The sequence below is a fragment of the Dyadobacter crusticola DSM 16708 genome, from assembly GCF_000701505.1.
Lineage (GTDB): Bacteria > Bacteroidota > Bacteroidia > Cytophagales > Spirosomataceae > Dyadobacter > Dyadobacter crusticola.
In genome coordinates this window covers 362,676-381,860 of the sequence record NZ_JNJB01000004.1, presented here as the reverse complement: position 1 = coordinate 381,860, position 19,185 = coordinate 362,676, and the positions used below count along the sequence as shown (strand labels likewise).

The window sequence follows — 19,185 nt, the reverse complement described above, 5'->3', positions numbered from 1 at the left end:
TTCAAAGCAATGTGCTTATTCCAATGTAAATTCAGCTTCCGTCGCCAGGAAACCTGTTGGTTTATAGATCGATATATGTGATTTCCCTTCAAAGCCCAGAACCGGAACAAGTACTTCCCTGCTTTCGCCCGGGTTTAGTTCAGGGATGTTAATCTTTGTATTTGATGTTTCAATGTAGTAGCCGGATATCCTGCGCGCCGGGAAGTCTGCACGAGCGGTAACCTTGATCGTCAATGTGTTAGATCCTGATTCGCCTGATTTGTAACTTACTTTTTCAACCTTCACCGGCGACAATTCCTCCTGGTGCACTTTGTAGGCGCGACGGGGCGCACGGTCAGGGCCGACGATCCCCCACGGTCGGAAACCATTTACATTGGTACCAAAAAGCTTGCTGCGATAATCATTGTAAGTCCACCAGGAAGTCCCGGCCACGTAAGGTCTTTTGCGTACTTCGGCCATCACGTCCCGGATATGCTGCGCCTGGTATGCCTCGCCGCCTTTCCCGTCGGAGCGCGTTCCCCATTCGCTGATGAATACGGGTTTATCGGGATATAATTTGTGAATGTGATCGAGTGACTTGGCATGCCCGCCATAGGTGTTGGTCGAGACGAAATCCACATATTGACTGGCTTCATCCTCTGGCTTCGCAGGCAATGCATTGAGGCGCATGCTCGCGAAAGTATACAACCGGGTAGGGTCAACCTCCCTGGCGAATGCGATCATGTCTTTGGTCCACCGCTGGCCACCTGGCTGATCTGAAAGATATTCATTACCAACACTATAAGCGATAATGCTAGGGTGATTCCAGTCACGCTCCGCCATTTCCCGGAACTGTGATTTGAAGTTGGTACGCATGGAATCATTGTCCATTTGCTTGCCTGTAAGCTGCCAGTTACCCGCTTCGGTGATGATCAGCATTCCGAACTTATCAGCCAGATCGTAATAATATTCGGCAGGAGTATAATGCGTAAGGCGCTGGAATTCCATACCCGCTTCTTTCATCAGGCGAAAATCTTTTTCAACCAGCCAATCCGGTTCCATTGAACCCAAACCTGGATAATCCAGCACCCGGTTGCCGCCTCCCACCTTCAATGGCTTTCCATTAAGCAGAATCTGCGCATTGCGGATTTCGATTTTTCGTATTCCAAAATTGGATGCAATCGAATCAGTACCGACTGTTGCTTTTAGTTCGTATAGATTTGGCTGATCGAGGTCCCAAAGTTTGACCTGCGCGGCGGGGATTGTCGCTTCCGCTTCTATGAGGGCGGTTTGTCCGGCTGGAATGCTGGTCAGTTTCGTCTTCCATTTCAATGCAACCGGCTTTTTGTCCTGATATACATCAAAATCTACTTTTGGCGAAGCTGCATTTGCAGATGCATTTTTTACACGTATCCTGGCAGTAATGCTCGCAGTATTTTTGGCAAGATCCGGTGTAGTTTCAATCTTGATATTTTCAGCATATACCTCCGGCTCGATCGTCAGGTAAACCGGGCGGATGAGCCCACCGTAATTAACCCAGCCGACAAAAGAATCATTGACATCACCATTATCCTTTACGCCCGGAATGGTGTTCGTTTTCCAGGTATTGTTGTTGACCGCGACAACCAGCTCATTGCTACCTTCTTTCAGTAAAGGCGTTACATCAAAGCTGAACGGCGTATAACCACCTTCATGCTCGCCGACTTTCTGGCCGTTGAGCCAGACGTACGTTTTGTAATACGCTGCATCAAAATGCAGGATCACGCGTTTGCCCAAAGCCGGTTTCCAGGGAAAAGATTTGCGGTACCAGGCTGTTCCGGTGTAAAATTCAAAGCGCGGATCCGTCGAGAAGCAATGCGGTACGGTTACAATATCCTGTCGTGACGATTTGGCGACGCCTTCTTGATACCATTGATTTGAAATTCCGAGCTCAGCCGGGTCAAGCACAAATAGCCAATTTCCGTTCAGCGATATCGCCCCGGGATCTTTAATATGGTACTGCGCAAAGCCGTTTTGAGAAGCCCAGCAAACGATGATCAGGATCAGGGCTCTAAATTTTTTGTTCATAAATGCGATAAGGGATTCAAAAGGATTTAATTAATAATTCATTCGTGCGGATGATTCTCTTGAACTGGTAAGATCGCGTCAACGCTAACTTTCCGCGACGCTATAAAAGGGATTAATGCCGAGAACAAAACCACAGTTGCGATTACAGCAGTGATCAGCGCTCCTGAGGTTGTTAAAAGACTCAGAATAAACAGCATAACTGCTGTAAAAAGCAGTGCTCCGGCGATGACCTGCAAGCCAAACCGGTTCTGACGTTTGATCTCAACTACCTCTTCTTCATTGATTTCCAATGCATCAATACGCTTTTGTTCTTTGGTTTTGAGATAGGTCAAATATTCATCTGCAATGCGATTTTTCGACCGGGCCCAAAGTTCGTAAGCCAACAAAAGCAAAAGCGGCAGTCCAACTCCAACGATCGTTTCCATTCCCCTTGAAAGCTTGAAATCGAGCAGTAACGGAGAGAGGATTTTGAAGAATAGATTGACAAGAAGCCCGATACCAGTCACCCAAAGTGTGGTTTTTGCATTCAATCGTTTGGAAAACAAAGCCCAGAGCGGCGGCGCAAGCAGCGGACCGCCAGAAATGGCAGAAATGCTCAGTACTACCTCTACGATTCCCCCAGCCGCTGGCACCAGCAATGCAATGCCGATCATTCCCAAACCAAAAAACCAGGAAGAGCCCCGCGCAACACGGATCAGCTGCTTGTCAGAGGCCGCCGGATTGACCATTCCTTTGTAAATATCATTGGTAAAAACTGCTGAGACCACGTTCAAGGCCGTGTTGGCGCTAGCGGAAGTGGAAAAGTACATTCCGGTCAACATCAGGCCGAGTAACCCCGGAGGCAGCACCAGTTTGCAAATCATTAAATATGCATTTTCGGTATCGAGACCGGTTAATGCGGGATTGATAGCCTTATAAATCATGGGCGGGAACATCCAGATAACCGGGCTGATCAGGTATAATCCGGCAAATAGCAATGCCACTTTTTTGGCTGATTTCTCGCTGTCGACGCTGGTATAACGCTGCACCATTGTCCAGTTTCCGCCGATATAGCAGATGTGGTAAATGACAAATGCGAGGACGAAGCCAAAGGTGTATTCGCCATTTAGCAAATTGAAAAAATCGTCAGGAACATTTTGTGTAAAGCCTTCCCAGCCGCCTACCTTTTCAAAGGATAATGGGAGAAGAATGAAAACCGCGGCAGATAGTACCACGAATTGCAGAATGTCCGTCACCATCACCGCCCACAGTCCGCCTACCGCAGTATAAGCAATCATAAAAAGCCCCAAACCAATCGTGCACGGTACCAATGGAAGATCCAGCGAGGCACTCACCAGCCTGGCAACCGGGTATAGAACCGAGCCTTTGATAAAAACAGAAACGAGTGTGAAAATGAAGATATAAGTCTTCTGGACCGGCAGGCCAAGTCTTTCCCGAATGAATTCTGCGGCGGTTAGCGCACCTGTTCTTTTCCAGCGTGGCGCCAGGTAAAGTGCGGTAACCAATGCACCAATGCACATGGTCCATTGAATGGTAATCGCCACCCAGCCGTGTTTGTAGGCAATGGAGCCCCATGCTACGAATGTGCCTGCCGAGAAAAAACTCATAAACAAGGACAGCCCCCCGATAAACCAGGGAACTGCCTCACCTCCGGCAAAAAAGGATTTCAGATTTCGCCCTGTCCGCGCAAAAAGCATCCCGATCCCAAGCACAAATGCCGAGAAAACCAGAATGACAATAGTATCAATGTTGCTGTTCATATTTTGTTTAAATGCTGGTTTTTCAATTTGGCCGCTCCTCTCGCCTTGTCACCCTGAGCGCAGTCTAAGGGCAGGCACGATGCTTCGACGCCCGGCGGCCCGGTGCGCTCAGCATGACAAAGGCCTGGTACCAAGCTGGGGGCGTGCTTCGACTCCGCTCAGCATGACAAAGAGGTTTCTAATACTGAATCTCCAGCGTCTTCAAGCCAAATGCCGGAATGCTTATCTGTTCGAGTTTTGCAGGTTGATCGTTTTCCAGCCATTTTAAACTTTTAACTTTCTTTCCCTCTCCAATCTTATTCTCATCAATCTTCAATGCGAAATCCGTTGGCGATGAACTGTTGTTCATCAGGATAATGTAAATGCTGTTTTTTGAAGTAGACTTTGCAGTAATATGCTCGATAGCAGGCTGATCCGGTGTAGCCAACCCGGCTTTGATCACCAGTTTCGCCTTGTCGCCAAATACATTCCCCGGCTCGAAACCATAAGTCTGGTGCGGACCCACTTTCGGCGTGACAAAGCCTCTCGGGAAGCTGATCTTTTCATTGGATCTCAACTCCGCTTCCGACAGCAAGTAGTCCGTGATCCAGCCGATCTGCCACCAGGCATGGTGCGGGTAGGGGCCAGCGCCGCGGTTCATCGCATTCCAGTAGTAAGAAGCGACGCTCGTTTTGCTGTCCACAAATGCGTCGCGCCCAATGGCCGCCGAGCGCGCCATATCTGCGAATAGCTGCTCGCCGGTTAATTTGTACATCCTGATAAACATCCCCGCGTGGCTCGCCAGCTGAATGGGTCCGTGCCGGGTAGCCGACCCGAAAATGCCGCCATGTTCGAAGCTGAGGCCGGTTTGACTGATCTCCCAATCTTCCCGCGCTACACCATTTACAGATTTAGGCGAATGATTGGCAATAGGATGTGTGTAAATGGAGGTGGTGTAAATTTTAGCGCAGGTAACAGCCGCGTCCTGGTATTTTTTGTTTTTGGTCAAATCATAAAGATCCAGCAACGCCTGCGCCGACTGCCCGGTAGCGAAATCAGGTGCATACCGCGCATCGCCGCACACGCCAAGAAAAGAGCCCGTTTCTACTGCATTTTTGATAAACCAGTCAGCGCCTTTTTGCGCAGCTTTCAGGTATTTTTCATCTTTTAAAAGCCGGTACGCGACGATCAACCCGTAAAATGTTGGTCTCACGTCTTTGATATCCTTGAACAGTTCTTGTTCGTTTCGCCGGTCGTAAGCCACTGCCCAGCTTCCGTTCGGATTTTGCCAGCTCAGCAACTTATCGGCACCAAGCCGCAGCCTTTCTTTCAATTCTGCATTGCCTGGCTCGAACAAGAGCATATTGCCCACATCGAGCATCACATAGTAGGTTAGGGCAATAGGCTCCACCACTTCTCCCCATTCTTCAACAAATTTTTTGCTTTTGGCGAGATAATATTGGCCTTCAATTGCGCCATTAAAAAAGCCTTTATCTGTTTCCTGCTGCACCAGCTTGAAATTGAGCGCAGGCGGCAGCACTTTTTCTTTGAGCTCCGGATCGTTGGTTGCATTGGCTAGCATCCACATGGCGCCGTAGTCCGCATTTTTCATGGCATCTTTATTAGAGCCAACCACGCCGCCGAGATAGGATTGCGCGCCGATCTGCTTGCCCTCATATTCTTCTATGTTCCAGAGCGAAGTTTTAGGGTCGGTGAGGTACAAATGCATTTTCTCAATGCGATCGGTCAGCGATTGTTTGCTTTTGCGGAGCGCCAGCGTTTCGTCAAACTGGTAAATGTCATTTGCCGCGTGCTTGATCGCCTGGAACCAGTCGCCGGCGATGATGCTGTACCTGAATGAAAACGTAAATTCCTCACCTGCATTCAGTTCTGATTTTTTCTCACCCAAAACCGGATAGTAAATGGTAGGCGAAAGTTGACCTTTCCTGTTCATATGCGACAAGCCGATATGCCAGTCCGTTTGCGTGATCTTGTCTTTTGCCCAAGGGTCCCGGGCGAGTCCAGGTTCGGGAATTACCGATAAAGTCACCCCATTTTTGGTGGTTACCAGCGGACTTAATGTACTGGCACAGCGCTCGCGATAGATAACCGGGCGGTTGGGCACACCGTGACCGTAGGCATAAGCGAGTGCGAAGTTCTCCTGCAATGCATTTCCCTGAAAATAACCCGGCACGGAAGTCCAGTTGAGCTGCTCTTTGGCCACGGTGCCCAGTGTAGGTGTGGCCATTGAAAAGTAGCCTTTCGTCTTCGCTTTCACCGTCATTTTTACCAGGATATCCGTTGGATTCTGCGGATCAAAACGCCAGTTGCCAGTCACAGTAGCTACTTCGGTTTCCTTTGAAAATTCGATCGCATCGGATTTGATCAGCATGGAAGCAGGCAGGAAATGGATTGCCTGCCCGGCTTTATTGAGGGAAACATCATTGATACTTTCTTTCCATTGTTCCTGTTGATAATGGTATGATTCCTCAGGGAATTTTCCACCGGTTATTTTTTCAAAACTTTCGGTAGGTTCGCCGGAAGGTTTTGTTGCCGAATACAACAAAGTATACTCCCCGGAAGGTTTAGGTCCATCTATCCATTTCCCATCCTTTTTGACCTGAAAAACGGCAATCGGAAATGTGCCTTTATCGGCACCCCTCCATACAATTCTGACGTGATCGTTACTCAGGCTATTCGGAGCATTTTTCTGACCAAATGCTGCTCCTGAAATCAGGAGAGCCATTAATATCGTTGTGCTTAATTTCATGGGTTAGGTATTTCTTTGATAAAATCCTTTATTCCTTCGGTTACATAACTGGCGGTTTTTCCCTTTTCGTCAGTATAGATCAGGTAAGCTTCCAGGTTGTTTTGTTTTGATAAAAATTCCTTTGTCGCTTCCAGCCCCATGACGAAAAAGGCAGTATCGTAACCATCGGCGGTCATCGCGTCCTTGGCAAAAACGGTCACACTCAGCAGCGACGTTTCTTCCATTGAACCGGTCTTTGGATTGATGATATGGTTGAAAACGCTACCGTTTCTTGTGAAATGATTATTGTAATTACCTGCGGTTGTCATGGCGAGATTGGAAAGTTTTGCAGTTGCAAACAAACGCCCGCGTTCCAGCGGATTTTCGATTCCGACAACCCAGGGAAGGTTTTCATCTTTGTTTCCGGAACACACTACTTCACCGCCTATCTCGATCATAAACCGGTCAATGTGCCGGCTCCTGAGAAATGCGCTCACAACATCCACGGAGTAGCCTTGCGCAATCCCGTTCAGATCTAACCTGACGCCCGCTTTCGTCCTGGTAACAGCCTCCGCATTGAAGTTAATTTTATCAAAACCAACATATTGAAGCAGCGAATCCACATTCGCCAACTCGGGATCAGTTCTCTTCGCGCCAAATCCCAGGGCCTCGGTCAGTGGCATGATAGTAGGATCGAAAGCGCCGTTGGTAGCCACGTATATTTCCAGGGATTTTTGTAAAACGGGATAAAAATAGGGTGACCTGAACCGGTGTGATCCGGGACTATTATTAAACGCAACTATTTCTGAATCTTCACGGTACAAAGAAAGGCACTTGTCGAAATCCGCGAGAATGGAGTCGATCTGTACTTTGAAATTCCGGTTTTGCTGATCGAAATATTTGACATGATAGGTCGTACCCTGCGCCTCGCCGGCAATGGAGATCATCGGCTCGTTCCCGGCGGTTTTTGCATTCACCGCGGGAACGAGCATTTGAAATACCATGAAGGTAAGCGACAACGAAATTTTCAAAATCATCAAATCAGTATGTTACTCAAGGCTGCGGCGCCGGGGTTTCTCCTTTCAGAATTCCCATTAATTCCGGCAAATGCTGCTCATAAACGCCACGTGGAGTGGTTCTGTATTTCTTGGTCAGAGAGGCTGCGAAACCGACTACTTCACCCATCATGCCGCAGGTACGCATTACCCGCGTGCTGCCAAATGCAACGTGCGTGGTGCTGATGTTCCGTCCGGCCATGAACAGGTTTTGGATGTTTTTGGAATATAAACAGCGATAGGGGATGGTGTACGGCGCCACTTTGATGTGTTTTGTCCCGGCGAAAAACTCCTGCCCTTCAAAGTACTTGCTGTTTTTTGCATCGGGAAAATGCAGGTCGATGGTCCAGGTGGCGGTCACCGTTCCGTCGGGGTAAAATTTGCCTTCCTGAATGTCCATCTGGTTCAGAATATGGTCGCCCATAATGCGCCTCGACTCCCTTTTGCCGCCAATGTAAGCCACCCACGCCAGCTCATGTTTCGCGTATTTTGCAGCTTTGTTCTTTTTCAGATAAGACCAGTTCCCGTAAATCGCGCGCAGGTTGTGGTCACGGATTTTCTCGGCATCGGTAATGGTGTTGAAGTTACCAAAACCCGTTTCCCACTGCCAGTCAGCTTTGGGCTCGTCGATGTGGTATTCGTCGGAGAACTGGATTGCCCAAGGTGTTTCCGGGAAGGTAGAAACCGTGTCGCGCGGGAGGGACGCCCATAGGTTGGACGTGCCCAATGTGAAATCGTCGGCCTTTTCTGCCGCGAGCGACTCACCTGTCTCAGCCTTGCTCTCACGGCCCATTCTGAATTCAGCGCCAGCCAGGTACCCGATCGTTCCGTCACCGGTACAGTCTGAAAAGAAGGAGCCTGCAAAACGAGTTTCTTTATTGGTTGCAATATCCCGGCCTACTACGGCTGTGACGATATCATTCTCTTTTTCAACCTTATAAACATGCGTGTTCAGGAATAGAGAAATATTCGGCTCCGCTTTTACGATCGAAATCTTGCGCGCATCTCCGTATTCTTTCGCATCAGGATTTCCATTTCCCGGATCGCCATTGTCCATTTCGCGCACTATGCGGCCGAGTTTGGGGTAATGGTTTTTATCTACATCGCCCATTAAATGCACGCGAATTTCGGAGCTGTTATTACCTCCCAGTACCGGCCTGTCCTGGATCAATGCTACTTTCAGTCCCATTCTCGCGCCCGAAATAGCGGCGCAAGTCCCGGCGATCCCGCCGCCCACTACTACTAGATCAAACTGTCCTGCTTCGACTGGTTTATCTGTCAGGTTGAGCAGCTTTTTGCGGAATGCATTCAGCTCTTCCAGTTTATTTGGCGGGGTAAATTTTAAATCATCCGTAAATAAAATCGCATCGCAACGGCCATTAAATCCCGTCAAGTCTTTCATCAAGAGCTTTGTTTCGGCAGATTTAATATCGACCTGACCGCCGTCGTACCATTTCCATTCGTCGGATCCGCTTTCACCAAATACCTGGCCCACCGCTTTTCCGTCAAGCAGCAGCTGAAACTTGCCCGGACCTTTTGGAAATGGGGCCCAGTCTTTATTGCGTACCCACATCCGGTATTTGCCTGTTTTGGGAAAATTAACTGTGGTAGTGGCATCCTTGACAGGCCGCCCCATACCATGCGCCATCAGGTAAGAGGACCCCATTACCACAAACGATTGCTGGTCAATCACCCAGCCTCCTTTGTCGGTAAACGATTCTGTTTCAATAAATACATGGTTTTGAGCAAAGGCGGAAAAAGAGAGAAGAAATATGATTGATGTTATCATGTTTCTCATCATGTTGCCCATTATCTTTTTTATTGTCTTTCCGGTTGCATCTCTTATTGTCTTTCCCATCATCATTGCTGTTGTTTTTTCTGATGTCATTATCGTTGTCTTTTCTTTTCTCTTTTCTTTTCTCTTTTCTGTTGTCTTGTCCGTTGTCTTATCCGTTGGCTGAAGCCAACGGGAATGGATTGCAGAAATCGATTGCTCTGGTTTTGAGAATTCATTTTAAATCCCTTGCCCCGGGCTTTAGTCCGGGGATTTTAGTTTTTTGTCAGTATTTGATTAATTAGCGCAGCTTGTTCCTGGTTTGCATTGGGTAATGCGGCTTTGAGGTTGTTGGCGAGTGAGTTAGTCAATGGAATATTTGCCAGCTTTTTCAGGATCGTGATCTGCAATGGATAGGCAGATTTCTGATAACTTTCCCAAAGCCAGCTTTGCCTTGCCTCGCTTTCGAAAAAGCGGTTGTTAAGATGCTGCAATGCATATTTGGCCGTAAAAATGTTTTTGCCGCTGATGATCTGCTGCAAGTCTTGTTCAAATGGCTTTTTTACACTTCCATCCCCACTTACTACTTTCTCCATTGCCCAATATTGATAATGGTAGTTGTTGCTGGTCAGAAAGCTGTGCAGCAGCTTGTCATCGGTGTAGGCTTCGATGATCTTCCGCATTTCGGGCACTGCCTTTCCGTAAGCGATTTGCCAGAGTGTATAGCAGGTATAAACCGCGCCGTCAATCACCTGATTTTTGATGGTTTTCAACGTAGCACCCGCTTTTACATCCACTGAATCGGTGAGATCTTCGGTGCCTTTTGTAATCAGATCCTCCATTTTCAGTTCAGCAAAAATGGAGTTGGGCTGCGCGAGAATATCCTGCAACTTTTGGTAATCCTCTTCCTTAAACTCGTCGTGATCGACTTTCGTGAGCACTTTGTTTTTAGGGAGATCATATCTTACATAATTGCCCAGCAAGTCCCAATAGAAATTGATATACACCGGTTTGCACTCATTGGTGTAGCAAACCGGTGTAAAAATGTTCCTGAAAAAATACTGCGGCCGCCCTTTGTCATCTAGTGCTAGTTTCAATGTATATGTCAGCGTGTCATTCTCCACAATCTCGAATTCCTTTACCTTCTCGTTCCGGGGACCGAAGGAGGGGTTATTTAGAAGAAGTGATAAGAAGAAAGCGACACTTAACATTTTTTATTCACATTGGTTTTGGTAAAAATTGGGTAGCGCTGGTGCCGGGTTTGTTGCCTGATCCTTTACGCGTTTCCATTTGATAGGAAGCTCCTCCGGAGCTCGGCAATTTTTGTGGCCGTCGGGTTCTAGAAACAGGAGGCCTCTCTGCGGCCGGCTTGCGCTGATTCAATAACACTGCAGCGCCCATTCACTCATTCACTGTTCCACGGCGGCTCATTCCGTTCCACGGCGGCAATCATTCACTCATTCAATCATTCAAAATTGCTGCCCTACTTCCAAGCCGGATTCTGCTCCAACTGCGGGTTTGCATTAATCTCGTCTTGCGGGATGGGGAAGTATTTGTTCTTTGGCTGAACTGGTCGTGTTGGATACACTGAGTTTACGGCTTTGGCGATCACTGTGAGGAATTTATCGGTTCTCGTCAGGTCGTACCAGCGGTCGCCTTCGGCAAACAATTCCCACGATCTCTCCTGAATCACGGCGTCGATAAAAGCATCTTTTGCTAATCCTTTGGCCAGGTCGGGCAGGCCGGCTCTTGTGCGGACTGCATTGATGTACTCGTAAGCTTTTGCAGAAGGTCCGTTCAAACGCGCCTCTGCTTCTGCTGCAATCAGGTAAATATCCGCCATTCGAAGAATCGGTATGTTAGGAATCAAACCTGTGCTGGAAACGGGATCCTGGTATTTTTTAATCAAAACAGCATCCGTGGTAATCGGGGTAATGCTGCGCTGCGGGACCCATTTGCCTGATTTGTCGATAAAAGTGGTGTCCAGTAATTGTCTGCGCTTGTCCTTCGGATCGAATGAATTAAAAAACGACATATAGGCGAACATGGAACCGTAGGAGGTTTTTGCATATTCCACACCGGCACTGCCGACCGGACCGGCCAGACTCGTCAGTTGGTGCCCGTTACCCGGTGTGATAGGATCCGCTTCATAAGCCCAGATATTCTCCCGGCGCGCTTCGTCTTCCTTCAAATAGCTGAAAACGTCCATTACATTCGGCATCAGTCCGTATTTGCCAGATTTGATCACAACCTCAGCCTTTTCTAGCGCCTTAGCCCAGTCCTGATTGTAAAGTGCAGCTTTGGCATAAAGCGCATCTACTGCTTCCCGGGACGGCCGACCTTTTTCATTAGCTGGGTAGGAGGCAAGCCCGGCTTGCGAAGCCTGATCGAGGTCGCTGTAAATCTGTTTGTAAACATCCGCCATTGCGCTTTTCGGAGCGTATGCTTCCACTTCTGTCACGCTTGGTTCCGTTTTTACGACTACGTCACCGAAGTTCTTGGCAAGCGTCCAGAAGTAAAATGCTCTCAGAAAATAGGCTTCGCCTAAAATCTGTTTCTTCCGCGTTTCGTCCATTGTTGCGTCGGGAACTTTGGCAATGATCCAGTTAGCTCGTTCTATTCCGCTATATGATGAAGTCCAGAGCTGCTGAGGCGATTCGTTGGTCCGACCTGCACTTTTCTGAACTGTGTAAGTGGGCTCTACGGTGAACAGAGTCAGTGAATTGCGGCCCACGACACCCCGTGGATAGATCTGGTCCGCGCTGAAATCAGGTACCATCGTTGCCGCCGGACCGCCATAAAGACCACCGAGGGCATCGTAAACCGAGAGCAAACCTTTTTCAGAATCCGAAGCAGTTTTGTAAAAGGATTCGACAAAGATCGAAGAGTAAATTTCTTCGTCTAACTGGCAGGAGCCAGTTCCCAATGCAAGCGCAACAAGCGGAAGTATTTTCTTAAATGTTATTTTAGAAAGTTTCATAATTCAAAGTTTAGGGCTTAAAAGGTAAGCTGAATGCCTCCCAGGAATGATTTCGATTGCGGGTAAACGAGGTTGTCAATTCCGATTGTGGTATTTGAATTGGCATAAGTGTTCACTTCCGGATCGAAGCCGCTGTATTTCGTAAATGTGACCAGGTTGTTGCCACTCACATAAACTCTGATTCTGCTGATCCCTTTGATCGTCGGCAGGGTATAGCCCAGCATCAGGTTCTTGAAACGCAGGTACGAACCGTCTTCCACTGCATAGGATGAAATCGGTAACCGGCCCGCCACTGCCGGACTTACATACTGGTTGCTCGGATTCTGTGGTGTCCAACGGTTTTCAACACCTTGGAAAAGATTGCGTTGGCCAAGCGGATTTTCAAATGAAAGCCGGCTGACGTTGTAAATGTCATTTCCCTGCGTACCTGAGAAAAAGGCGCTCAGGTCAAAGTTTTTGAAGGTAACATTGGTAGAAAAACCGTAGATGAACTTCGGGTTCGGGTTGCCCGTAATCATCTGATCTGCTGAGTTAATCGCACCGTCGTTGTTGAGGTCTTTTACTTTATGTCCGCCCAGCCTGCCGTCGTAACCTGGTATGATTGCTTCGCCGGTTTGGTTGACCCCGTCAAAAACGTATGTTTTAAAAACACCTAGCGGTTGACCTACTTTGAGCACGGTATAATTCGTGATAAATCTTTCGTCGGTTGTTCCGCCGTCCAGATCCAGTACCTTATTCCGGTTAATGGTCAGGTTTCCGTTGATGCTCCATTTCACCGGACCATTCAGCAGATTTGCACTTGCAGCGATTTCAAGCCCTTTGTTTTCGAGCGAACCGTAGTTTCCGGTAATGTTGCTGTAACCGGATGAAAGTGGCAGTGTTTTGATATAAAGCAGGTCTTCGGTTTTTTTGACATAATAATCCACGATCAGAGAAAAGCGGTTATTGAGCAGACTAGCGTCTATACCGATGTTCGTCTGTGTCGATTTCTCCCAGCGGAGATCAGGGTTGGAAATGCCGGATGGGCGAATGGCGGTAAAGTACGTATGGTTGATATTGTAGCCTCCGCCGGACTGAACCGTGGCCAGAGATTGATATGGATCAATTCCGCCCGCATTCCCGGTGATACCATAACTACCACGTAGTTTCAGGTCCGAAAGCCAGGTCGCATCTTTCATGAAAGGCTCTTCTATAATCCGCCATGCCGCAGACACAGCAGGGAAAAACCCGTATTTGTGATTGGCGCCAAACTTGCTCGAACCGTCCACGCGGGCAGTAAAGTCCATAAAATACCGGTCCTTGAAACCATAGTTGACCCTGCCCATGTAAGAATCCAGGCGCTGCATGTTCCGTGAACTCGAGACCGTCCTGTTCAATGCAAGTTGAAGCGCTTCGTTCCTTGTAGCATCGTTGGGAAAGCCGTTCGCATTGATTTGATTGTCGTTATATTTCTCTACCTGCGTTGCGAACAAACCTGTGAATTTCAAACTGTGGTGATCGCCGATCTTGGTACCGTATGAGAGCACGCTTTCATGAAGGAGCCCCAGGAAGTTGGAATTAAACTTACCGGCAGTTCCTGAGTTCTCGTTGCGGTCTTTGACAGCAATAATGGAAATGGGCAGGTATGTATCGTTGATTCTTGAATCTATATCTGCATTGAAAGACGCCCGGTAGCTCAATCCGGGAAGGATCGTATATTCTCCGTAAAGATTGATCAATGCTCTTTTAATATTCCGCTTCCGCAGGATAGACGTGTAATTCAAAGGGTTAATTACCTCCCGATATTGCCCATTACCTTGTTCCGCAAATGGGAATATCGAACCATCCGGTTTATAAGGCTGCAAAGTTGGGGGCGCGCCTATCGCAGCTCCGAGCACCGTTCCGGTCACAACACCGGCGTCGCCCACCGATGTACTTCCGGCTTCGATCCCATTGTTATTGGAAAAACTTCCCATTACGCTGGTACCTACGCGCAGCTTCTTGCTGACATTGTGATCCACGTTCAGGCGGTAGGTGAAACGTTTGAAGTCAGAATTAATGATCACACCATCCTGATCAAAGTAGTTGGCGGAAAGCGACAGCTGTGTCTTCTCGGACCCGCCGCTGATCGTGAGCTGGTGATTCTGAATGGGTGCTTTTTGGAAAATAAGGTCCTGCCAATCAACACCTTCGCCGAGGCTTGCCGGGTCGGGATAAGCGTTGTTTTTGAATGTTTCATTTTCGAGTTGCGCGAATTCAGCTGCATTCAGCACATCCAGTTGCTTGGTTACCTGCTGCACGCCGTAATAGCTCTCGATCGACACGTTGGTCTTGCCTGCTTTACCGCGTTTTGTCGTAATAAGTATGACGCCATTAGCCGCGCGTGCGCCGTAAATAGCAGACGCAGACGCATCTTTCAGTACTTCAACAGACTCGATATCATTGGGGTTAATGGTAGAAAGCGGACTTACATCATTAATCCCGCCACTGTTTGAGATCTGAATTCCGTCAATCACATAAAGCGGCTCTGCATTTCCATTAATCGAGTTTGTACCACGGATACGCACGCTGATATTACCACCAGGCGAGCCGGAGTTTTGATTGATTTGCACGCCGGAAACTCGGGATTGAAGTCCCTGCGCTACGTTTGTAATTGGCAGTTGCGTGAGTTCGTCCGATTTCACGGAAGCAATGGATCCGGTAGTTTCCACTTTTCGCTGCGTTCCGTAGCCTACCACGACGACTTCTTCCAGCGCTTTAGTGTCGACTTTCAGAATCGCATTAACAGTTGAGCGGTTGTTGATAGCGACTTCTTCTTTCAGGTAACCAACAAAGGAGAAAACCAACGTAGCATTTGCCGGCGCTTCAATGGAGTAAGTGCCGTCGACGTTCGTAAGTGTTCCAAGCTGCGTGCCTTTGACGGTCACGCTGGCTCCGGGAACGCCTTCGCCTTTTTCGTCATCAACTTTTCCCGCAACATTGGCCGACTGGGCGAAAGTGGTCTGTGCAAGGCTCAGCGAAATGCATAAGAGCACAAGCAGAATGCGTATTTGTTTTTGCATATTAATGAATATAGGGTTAGAGTGGATAACGGAATAATTCAATTCTGAGCAGATTTCTTTCGTTTCGAGGCTTTGCGTAAAAGCAAACTGCCTGCTGCAATTCGATGATATCTGGCTGTTTTTATCTGAATTTAGCCAGCTGTAATGCACAGATCAAGTCGGTTTAAACCTAATCTGATCTCGGAATTGATCAAAAACTATCGGGAACGTTTGCGAATACGTTGCCGATATATGGTTTTATGAACTAATAATATGATAATTCTTTATTTTTGCTTGTGGGTTGTTGAGATGGTGGGGATTCGCTCAATTAGCAGCCATTTATTTAAATAATACAATTGGAATGATTAAATGCGTGAAGTGCGGGCAGGTAGAGGGGATCATGAAGGCGGGATATGTCAGAGGCAAGCAGCGGTTCCTCTGCAAGCCGTGCAACTATTATTTCACGATCCAGGAAAAGGATGTTTCTGCGGAAGTGCAACGGAAAAGGAAACGTCACCAGACGACCATCATCGATATCGCCAAGACACTCGGAGTTTCCAACTCGACAGTTTCTCGCGCGTTGCATGGACACGCCGATATCAGTCCGGAAACCCGACAGGCTGTGCTTGATACTGCGGCGCTGCTCGATTACCAGCCCAATCAGCTGGCTTACAATCTGGTGAAAAGCCGGACAAATACGATCGGGATGATTGTGCCAGAATTTCACAACCCATTTTTCCCGAATGTGATCATCGGGGCACACGATGTGCTGACAAAAGCAGGCTACAACCTTACAATCATGCAGAGTAATGAATCTTACCAGGTTGAGATTTCGAACAGCAAGGCAATGCTGGCCAATCGTGTAGACGGACTGCTGATCTCACTAACGCAGGAAACCAACAATTTTGACCATTTGAGTGTGTTTGAAAAAAGGGGTATCCCGCTGATCCTGTTCAACCGCGTTTGTGAGGAGATCGATGTGCCCAAAGTGGTGGTCAATGATTTCGAATCCGCATTTATGGCGGTGGAGCATCTGATCCTGAACGGGTATGAACGCATTGCACACCTTGGCGGGCCGCTTACATTGCTGGTCAGCCAGGAGCGGCTGCGGGGCTATAAGGCTGCCATGGAAAAGCACGGTAAGCCCATTGAAGACCACATGGTAATTCAGGGAATGCTGACGCAGCAAAAGGCCCGGATTTACGGGCAATACCTACTCGATCTGGCAGAGCGGCCCGACGCGATCTTCGCTGTAAATGATTCAGCCGCGATAGAGATTATGCTGATTGCGAAGGAAAAGGGGATTAATATCCCGGAAGATCTGGGTGTTGCAGGTTTCAGTGATAACCCTGAATCGGCTTACATTGGCCCGGGATTAACCACGATCCGGCAGCCGACCTTGGAAATGGGACAAACAACGGCGGAGTGGATTTTGCAGCTGGTGGATGCGGAGGAGCTCAGCCCAAATGAACGCAAGGTGCTGAATACAGAACTGATTGTCAGGGGTTCTTCCATGCGGAAGACTTAGCGGAGTTTTTTTATATTTGTCCTGGTTCCTCATTTCATGACACATACTTACATTTAAAATCTCCATTATGTTAAGACTTGCAATGCCGCCAAAAAGGGAAAAACGAGCGATCCGGGAATTTTTAAGAACATTGAAAGCTCAAAAGCAATCGCCTGCCCAAATGGACACTACCGATTATCTATTGAGTGATCCTACTAACAAGAGGCTTTTATTGAAAGCGATTGAGGACCTGAAAAACAACCCTGGTTGTTTTATTCAGCGCGACCTTATTGAGCCTTGACGCTTTCCTGGCATCCTGATGCCTGGGAGGAATATACCGAATGGCAGAAGGTTGACAAGAACATAGTTAAGAAAATCAACGAGCTTGTCAAGGAATGTTTGCGAACTCCTTTCGAAGGAAAGGGAAAGCCCGAAATGCTACGGGCGAACTTGTCGGGATATTGGTCGAGAAGGATTACTGACGAGCACAGATTGGTTTATCGCGTGATAGATGAAACTGTATTTATTATGCGATGCAAATCTCACTACGATAATTAAGTTTATTTGCCACGAATGCACGAATTAACACGAAATTATTCGTGCTCATTCGTGCATTCGTGGCTTTAAATCAAGGATTCTGCTTCAAAACATTAGCCCCCATAATGTCAATCTGCGCTTGCGGGATCGGGAAGTATTCGCTTCTTCCTTTCACGAAAGTGGCGCCTGACAGATAAGTGCGTTTTTTGCTCTCTTTTGCCAGGTAGGCATTTAAAACCGTGTCAGCGACTCCCCAGCGAACCAGGTCGAAGTGGCGGTGACCTTCCATTGCCAGCTCAACGCGACGCTCAAACCGGACCGCTTTTCTTGCATAATCCTGCGAAGCAAATGCCGGGTAGGGTTTTACAAGATAGTTGGCCGCAGGTTTTCCGCTTGCGTCCGTCACTACTACATTCGCAGCACGCGTTCTTACCTGATTAACCAGTTTTAATGCAGTTGCGAGGTCGTTTTCTTCCACCGCAACTTCTGCGCGCATTAAAATAATGTCTGCAAAACGGATCGCCCGGTAGTTGTTTGCATTCGCACGAGGAGATTCAGCGCCTGCATTTTCTCCGCTATAAGCAAAGAACTTCTTGAACGTATAGGGTCCGCCGAAAGCCTGATCGCGGATCCAGTTTCTGCCAGGGTGTGTGCCCCAGTTCAGGAATGGTAATCCTCTGCGTCCCACAGTCCAGTCGAGTCTTGGGTCAAGGGTACCTTCGTAGGGTGTAAATGGATCGCTGGAAGCAAGTCCTTCATCATTTTTTACATCCACATCATTGAAAGTATCCAGCAAAGGCAAGCCTGCTGCATCTGTTTTAAATGCATTCACCAGGTTTTGAGAAGGTTGGAAAAACCCGCAGCAACCGCCTGGTGCCGACCCGTAAGGGAAGTTATAGTTGTCTCCCCAGCTACCATTCTGGCCGTTTCCACCGTCGCCTACCGACATTTGTACCTCAAAAATCGACTCGCTGTTGTTTTCCGTAGCAATGCGGAAGTTGTCGTGGAAGCTGTTTACCAACGCAAAAGGTCCATTGTTAATAATATCGTCCAAAAGCGGCTTGGCAGCCAGGTAGTCGCGCTGGTACATGTGTACCTTTCCCAATGCAGCCTTGGCTGTCCATTTGCTTACGCGGCCTACCTGTGCTTTGGTCGCTGATACATTATCTACCGCAAACTGGAAATCAGCCTCGATCATCGGCCAGATATCCTCCGTGTTTGGCAGGTTCACGAAGTCAGTTACTGTTTCGTCTACATAAGGGACCATGTTCCAAAGCTTTTTGGCTTCGAAATGGTACCACGCGCGCAGGAAACGCGCTTCTCCCATTGCCTGTGCCTTTTCAGCGTCGGTCATATCCGTAGCGAGACCAATTAGTTTGATGGTGTTATTGGAACGGGAAACCCCGTCGTATACCGCGATCCATTTGTCATTGTAAGCGCCAATATCCGCCTGCGGAATGTAACGCTCAATGGTCGTGATCTGCGCCTGGTCGCCGACGTCTGAACCTTTGTAAGCGTCGTCGGAGGCGATTGAACCGTAAATCCAGTTACTTACCGAAGAAGTATTAACCGGCCCGGAGCCAACACCGTCGAGCAAGCTGTAAGCCCCGATCAACACCGCATTTACACCTGCTTTATTTGAAAGCGATTGTTCATTTCCAACACCAAGTGGTGTAGTTTCCAGAAACTCCTTGCCGCAGGAAGTCAGCATTCCTATGCAGACCATTGCAGTTAATATGCTCTTTTTCATATCTATTAGCTTATTATTCACAGATAAA

At 48.0% G+C, this 19,185-nt stretch carries 12 protein-coding genes; 3 read left to right on the top strand and 9 right to left on the bottom strand.

The features are described 5' to 3' along the window. Positions 1 to 15: 15 nt before the first annotated feature. The 8 genes from Q369_RS0105165 to Q369_RS0105130 all read right to left on the bottom strand — a co-directional run bounded on the left by Q369_RS0105165 (position 16) and on the right by Q369_RS0105130 (position 15,384). Positions 16 to 2,046 carry a glycoside hydrolase family 2 protein gene (locus Q369_RS0105165; protein ID WP_031526744.1) on the bottom strand — a complete coding sequence of 677 codons (2,031 nt, stop codon included), beginning with the start codon at positions 2,044 to 2,046 and terminating at the stop codon, positions 16 to 18. A 38-nt stretch (positions 2,047 to 2,084) separates the two neighbouring features. Further along, on the bottom strand, positions 2,085 to 3,806 hold the full coding sequence (locus tag Q369_RS0105160) for a sodium:solute symporter family protein (protein ID WP_035333014.1): 1,722 nt from the start codon (positions 3,804 to 3,806) through the stop codon (positions 2,085 to 2,087). A gap of 178 nt (positions 3,807 to 3,984) precedes the next feature. After that, entirely contained in the window at positions 3,985 to 6,555 is a 2,571-nt protein-coding gene (locus Q369_RS0105155; protein ID WP_035333012.1) for a glycerophosphoryl diester phosphodiesterase, read from the bottom strand. Then, positions 6,552 to 7,571 (bottom strand): FAD:protein FMN transferase, encoded by a 1,020-nt coding sequence (locus Q369_RS0105150; RefSeq protein ID WP_229206737.1) that lies wholly within the window; start codon positions 7,569 to 7,571, stop codon positions 6,552 to 6,554. Before Q369_RS0105150 ends, Q369_RS0105155 begins: the two co-directional genes overlap by 4 nt. Before the next feature lie 16 nt (positions 7,572 to 7,587). After that, entirely contained in the window at positions 7,588 to 9,387 is a 1,800-nt protein-coding gene (locus tag Q369_RS0105145) for an FAD-dependent oxidoreductase (RefSeq protein ID WP_084165654.1), read from the bottom strand. A gap of 251 nt (positions 9,388 to 9,638) precedes the next feature. Beyond that, positions 9,639 to 10,574, bottom strand: coding sequence for a hypothetical protein (locus tag Q369_RS0105140; protein WP_031526739.1), 936 nt, complete (start codon positions 10,572 to 10,574; stop codon positions 9,639 to 9,641). Between the two features lie 272 nt (positions 10,575 to 10,846). Next, positions 10,847 to 12,343 carry a RagB/SusD family nutrient uptake outer membrane protein gene (locus Q369_RS0105135; RefSeq protein WP_031526738.1) on the bottom strand — a complete coding sequence of 499 codons (1,497 nt, stop codon included), beginning with the start codon at positions 12,341 to 12,343 and terminating at the stop codon, positions 10,847 to 10,849. A gap of 17 nt (positions 12,344 to 12,360) precedes the next feature. Continuing rightward, positions 12,361 to 15,384, bottom strand: coding sequence for a SusC/RagA family TonB-linked outer membrane protein (locus Q369_RS0105130; RefSeq protein WP_031526737.1), 3,024 nt, complete (start codon positions 15,382 to 15,384; stop codon positions 12,361 to 12,363). Positions 15,385 to 15,724: 340 nt separating this feature from the next. Between Q369_RS0105130 and Q369_RS0105125 the strand changes: the two genes are divergently transcribed. From Q369_RS0105125 to Q369_RS0105115, 3 genes are all read left to right on the top strand, one after another. Continuing rightward, the gene (locus Q369_RS0105125; protein WP_031526736.1) at positions 15,725 to 16,891 is read left to right on the top strand and encodes a LacI family DNA-binding transcriptional regulator; all 1,167 of its coding nucleotides are present in this window, start codon (positions 15,725 to 15,727) and stop codon (positions 16,889 to 16,891) included. Between the two features lie 67 nt (positions 16,892 to 16,958). Beyond that, a complete protein-coding gene (locus Q369_RS0105120) occupies positions 16,959 to 17,171 on the top strand; it encodes a type II toxin-antitoxin system Phd/YefM family antitoxin (protein WP_031526735.1) in 213 nt (70 codons plus the stop codon). Continuing rightward, positions 17,168 to 17,428, top strand: coding sequence for a Txe/YoeB family addiction module toxin (locus tag Q369_RS0105115; protein WP_031526734.1), 261 nt, complete (start codon positions 17,168 to 17,170; stop codon positions 17,426 to 17,428). The genes Q369_RS0105120 and Q369_RS0105115 overlap by 4 nt, the downstream gene beginning before the upstream one ends. A gap of 70 nt (positions 17,429 to 17,498) precedes the next feature. Here the strand turns inward: Q369_RS0105115 and Q369_RS0105110 are convergent, their stop codons facing one another. Continuing rightward, positions 17,499 to 19,157 carry a RagB/SusD family nutrient uptake outer membrane protein gene (locus Q369_RS0105110; RefSeq protein WP_031526733.1) on the bottom strand — a complete coding sequence of 553 codons (1,659 nt, stop codon included), beginning with the start codon at positions 19,155 to 19,157 and terminating at the stop codon, positions 17,499 to 17,501. Positions 19,158 to 19,185: the final 28 nt, after the last annotated feature.

Bases quoted from the DNA above. Each gene is read 5' to 3' on its own strand.
- Q369_RS0105165 (WP_031526744.1), bottom strand. From the start codon at position 2,046: ATGAACAAAAAATTTAGAGCCCTGATCCTGATCATCGTTTGCTGGGCT.
- Q369_RS0105160 (WP_035333014.1), bottom strand. From the start codon at position 3,806: ATGAACAGCAACATTGATACTATTGTCATTCTGGTTTTCTCGGCATTT.
- Q369_RS0105155 (WP_035333012.1), bottom strand. From the start codon at position 6,555: ATGAAATTAAGCACAACGATATTAATGGCTCTCCTGATTTCAGGAGCA.
- Q369_RS0105150 (WP_229206737.1), bottom strand. From the start codon at position 7,571: ATGATTTTGAAAATTTCGTTGTCGCTTACCTTCATGGTATTTCAAATG.
- Q369_RS0105145 (WP_084165654.1), bottom strand. From the start codon at position 9,387: ATGAGAAACATGATAACATCAATCATATTTCTTCTCTCTTTTTCCGCC.
- Q369_RS0105140 (WP_031526739.1), bottom strand. From the start codon at position 10,574: ATGTTAAGTGTCGCTTTCTTCTTATCACTTCTTCTAAATAACCCCTCC.
- Q369_RS0105135 (WP_031526738.1), bottom strand. From the start codon at position 12,343: ATGAAACTTTCTAAAATAACATTTAAGAAAATACTTCCGCTTGTTGCG.
- Q369_RS0105130 (WP_031526737.1), bottom strand. From the start codon at position 15,384: ATGCAAAAACAAATACGCATTCTGCTTGTGCTCTTATGCATTTCGCTG.
- Q369_RS0105125 (WP_031526736.1), top strand. From the start codon at position 15,725: ATGATTAAATGCGTGAAGTGCGGGCAGGTAGAGGGGATCATGAAGGCG.
- Q369_RS0105120 (WP_031526735.1), top strand. From the start codon at position 16,959: ATGTTAAGACTTGCAATGCCGCCAAAAAGGGAAAAACGAGCGATCCGG.
- Q369_RS0105110 (WP_031526733.1), bottom strand. From the start codon at position 19,157: ATGAAAAAGAGCATATTAACTGCAATGGTCTGCATAGGAATGCTGACT.